This window comes from Streptomyces sp. NPDC059398 (assembly GCF_042751845.1).
Classification (GTDB): Bacteria; Actinomycetota; Actinomycetes; order Streptomycetales; family Streptomycetaceae; genus Streptomyces.
Genome location: NZ_JBHYWP010000133.1, coordinates 4,760 through 7,575 on the forward strand (window position 1 = coordinate 4,760; position 2,816 = coordinate 7,575).

3 protein-coding genes are annotated in these 2,816 nt (G+C 71.3%); all 3 read right to left on the reverse strand.

Features of this window, described 5'->3' with window-relative positions; all coding sequences use genetic code 11:
• Nucleotides 1-125: 125 nt before the first annotated feature.
• Nucleotides 126-1,283 carry an acetyl-CoA C-acetyltransferase gene (locus tag ACFXBC_RS32180; RefSeq protein WP_385032610.1) on the reverse strand — a complete coding sequence of 386 codons (1,158 nt, stop codon included), beginning with the start codon at nt 1,281-1,283 and terminating at the stop codon, nt 126-128.
• A 58-nt stretch (nt 1,284-1,341) separates the two neighbouring features.
• Nucleotides 1,342-1,956: a TetR/AcrR family transcriptional regulator gene (locus ACFXBC_RS32185; protein WP_385032656.1), complete on the reverse strand. Its 615-nt coding sequence runs from the start codon at nt 1,954-1,956 to the stop codon at nt 1,342-1,344.
• A gap of 66 nt (nt 1,957-2,022) precedes the next feature.
• On the reverse strand, nt 2,023-2,775 hold the full coding sequence (locus tag ACFXBC_RS32190) for an SDR family oxidoreductase (RefSeq protein ID WP_385032659.1): 753 nt from the start codon (nt 2,773-2,775) through the stop codon (nt 2,023-2,025).
• Nucleotides 2,776-2,816 lie beyond the last annotated feature (41 nt).

Consider the following 2,816-nt stretch of genomic DNA (forward strand, 5'->3'; position numbering starts at 1 on the left):
GCGGCGCGCCGGGGGGGGGCCGCCGCTCGGCGGGGGGTGCCGTGCCCGTCCCTCTAGCCCCCCCCCCCCCCCACGGCCGTTGGCGCCTGCGTCGGCGTCGGCGGGAGAGGTGTGTCAGAGACGCATCAGAGGCGCTCGATGATGGTGACGTTGGCCTGACCGCCGCCCTCGCACATGGTCTGGAGGCCGTAGCGCCCGCCGGTGCGCTCCAGTTCGTGCAGGAGCGTCGTCATCAGCTTGGTGCCGGTCGCCCCGAGCGGGTGGCCGAGCGCGATGGCGCCGCCGTTGACGTTGACCTTCTCCGGGTCGGCGCCGGTCTCCTTCAGCCAGGCCAGCACCACGGGCGCGAACGCCTCGTTGATCTCGACCAGATCGATGTCGTCGATGGACATGCCCGCCTTCTTCAGCGCGTACGCCGTCGCCGGGATGGGCGCGGACAGCATCCGGATCGGGTCCTCACCGCGTACCGAGAGGTGGTGGATGCGGGCCCGGGGGGTCAGTCCGTGTTCGCGTACGGCCCGTTCGGATGCGAGCAGCATGGCCGAAGCCCCGTCGGAGACCTGGGAGGAGACGCCCGCGGTGAGCCGTCCGCCCTCCACGACGGGCTTCAGTCCTGCCATCTTCTCCAGCGTGGTGTCCCGGCGCGGGCCCTCGTCGGTGGTGACGTCACCGTAGGCGGCGGTCTCGCGTGCGAAGCGTCCTTCGTCGATCGCCCGGATCGCGCGCTGGTGCGAGCGGAGCGCGAACTCCTCCATGTCGGTACGGGAGATGCCCCACTTCCCGGCGATCAGCTCGGCGCCGTGGAACTGGTTGACAGGCTGGGCCCCGTAACGCGCCCGCCACCCCTGCGAACCGGCGTACGGCCCGTCGGTCAGCCCCAGCGGCTCGGCGGCCTGCCGGCTCGCGAAGGCGATGGGGATCATCGACATGTTCTGGGTGCCGCCCGCGACGACGAGGTCCTGGGTGCCGGATAGCACGCCCTGCGCGGCGAAGTGCACGGCCTGCTGCGACGAGCCGCACTGCCGGTCCACGGTCACACCCGGCACTTCCTCCGGCAGGCCGGCGGCCAGCCAGCTGGTCCGGGCGATGTCCCCGGCCTGCGGGCCGACCGTGTCCAGACAGCCGAAAACGACGTCCTCGACGGCGGACGGATCGATGCCCGAACGCTCCACGAGGGCCCGGAGCACATGCGCGCCCAGGTCGGCCGGGTGGACGGCGCTGAGCCCGCCCTTGCGCCGCCCGACCGGGGTGCGTACCGCTTCGACGATGTAGGCCTCGGCCATGACTGCTCCTCCATGGGAACCTGGTGGGGTCCCGACCGTCCGGGGACCGGCGGTCGGTCTACGTTTCCTGGTGCGGCGTTTTTCGGTGCGTCCCGGACGCGATGCCTTCCAGCACCATCGCGAGGTACTGGCGGGCGATCTCCTCCGGGCTGTGCTGTCCGCCCGGCCGGTACCAGCTCGCGGCGACCCAGACGGTGTCGCGCACGAAGCGGTAGGTGAGGCGGACGTCGAGATCGCCGCGGAAGGCCCCTTCGGAGACGCCGCGTTCGAGCGTTCCGAGCCAGGCCTTCTCGTACTTCTCCTGCGAGTCGGCCAGATAGCCGAAGCGCGGCTGGAGCGAGAGGTACTTGGACTCCTTCTGGTAGATGGCGACCGCGGCCCGGTGCCGGTCGATCTCCCGGAAGGACTCGGTGACCAGAGCTTCGATGGTCTCCCGTGGACCGAGACCGGAGGCGAGTACGGAGTCGTAGCGGGCCCACAGCTCGTCCAGGAAGGTGCTGAGGATCTCGTCGAGCATCGACTCCTTGGAGTCGAAGTGGTAGTAGAGGCTGCCGGCCAGGATGCCGGCCTCGTCCGCGATCTTCCGCACGGTGGTGGCGTTGTAGCCCTGGGCCGCGAACACCTCGGCGGCGGTGGCGAGCAGCTCCCTGCGCCGCGCGGGCGAGGGGCTCATATCGGGCTTCTTCTTGGCGGTGGGCACGTTCTTGGCAGTAGGCACAGACCCATTGTCGTTCCCCGCTCACGCGTGCTGACTGCTGACCGACACCGTCTCGCCTGTCATGTACGAGGAGTAGCCGCTGGCCAGGAAGACGATGACGTTGGCGATCTCCCAGGGCTCCGCGTACCGGCCGAACGCCTCGGCCTCGGTGAGCTGTTCGAGCAGTTCGGGCGTGGTGACCTTCACCAGGTGCGGGTGCATGGCCAGGCTGGGCGAGACCGCGTTGACGCGTACGCCGTACTCGGCGGCCTCCACCGCCGCGCAGCGGGTGAGCGCCATCACTCCGGCCTTCGCGGCGGCGTAGTGGGCCTGTCCGCGCTGGGCGCGCCAGCCGACGACGGAGGCGTTGTTGACGACGACTCCCCCGCCGCCGGACGCCTTCATCCGGCGCAGCGCGGCGCGGGTGCACCGGAAGGTCCCGTTGAGGGTGACGTCGATGACCTTGTCCCACTGGGCGTCGGTCATCTCGGTCAGCTCGGCCGTCCCGCCGAGCCCCGCGTTGTTGACGACCAGGTCGAGCCGGCCGTGCCGCTCCTCCGCCAGGTCGAGGAGCGCGGCGACCTGCTCCTCGTCGGTGACGTCGCAGGCGGCTCCGGCGACCCGGTCGGCGCCGAACTCGTCCGCCAGCGCCCGGACGGTCTCGTCGAGGCGGCGGGCATGACTGTCGCCGACGACGACCCGGGCGTCCTCCTCCAGGAACCGGCGTGCGGTGGCGCCACCGATCCCCCCACCGGCCCGCGCCCGCTTCACACGGGTGGGGCCGCCGCCCAGCAGGTGCGCCGGCGGGTTCTCCGGGGGGGTGTTCTCGGAAGTGC

Excerpts from the sequence above, each read along its gene's own strand:
- ACFXBC_RS32185 (WP_385032656.1), bottom strand. The coding sequence starts at position 1,956 with ATGAGCCCCTCGCCCGCGCGGCGCAGGGAGCTGCTCGCCACCGCCGCC.
- ACFXBC_RS32180 (WP_385032610.1), bottom strand. The coding sequence starts at position 1,283 with ATGGCCGAGGCCTACATCGTCGAAGCGGTACGCACCCCGGTCGGGCGG.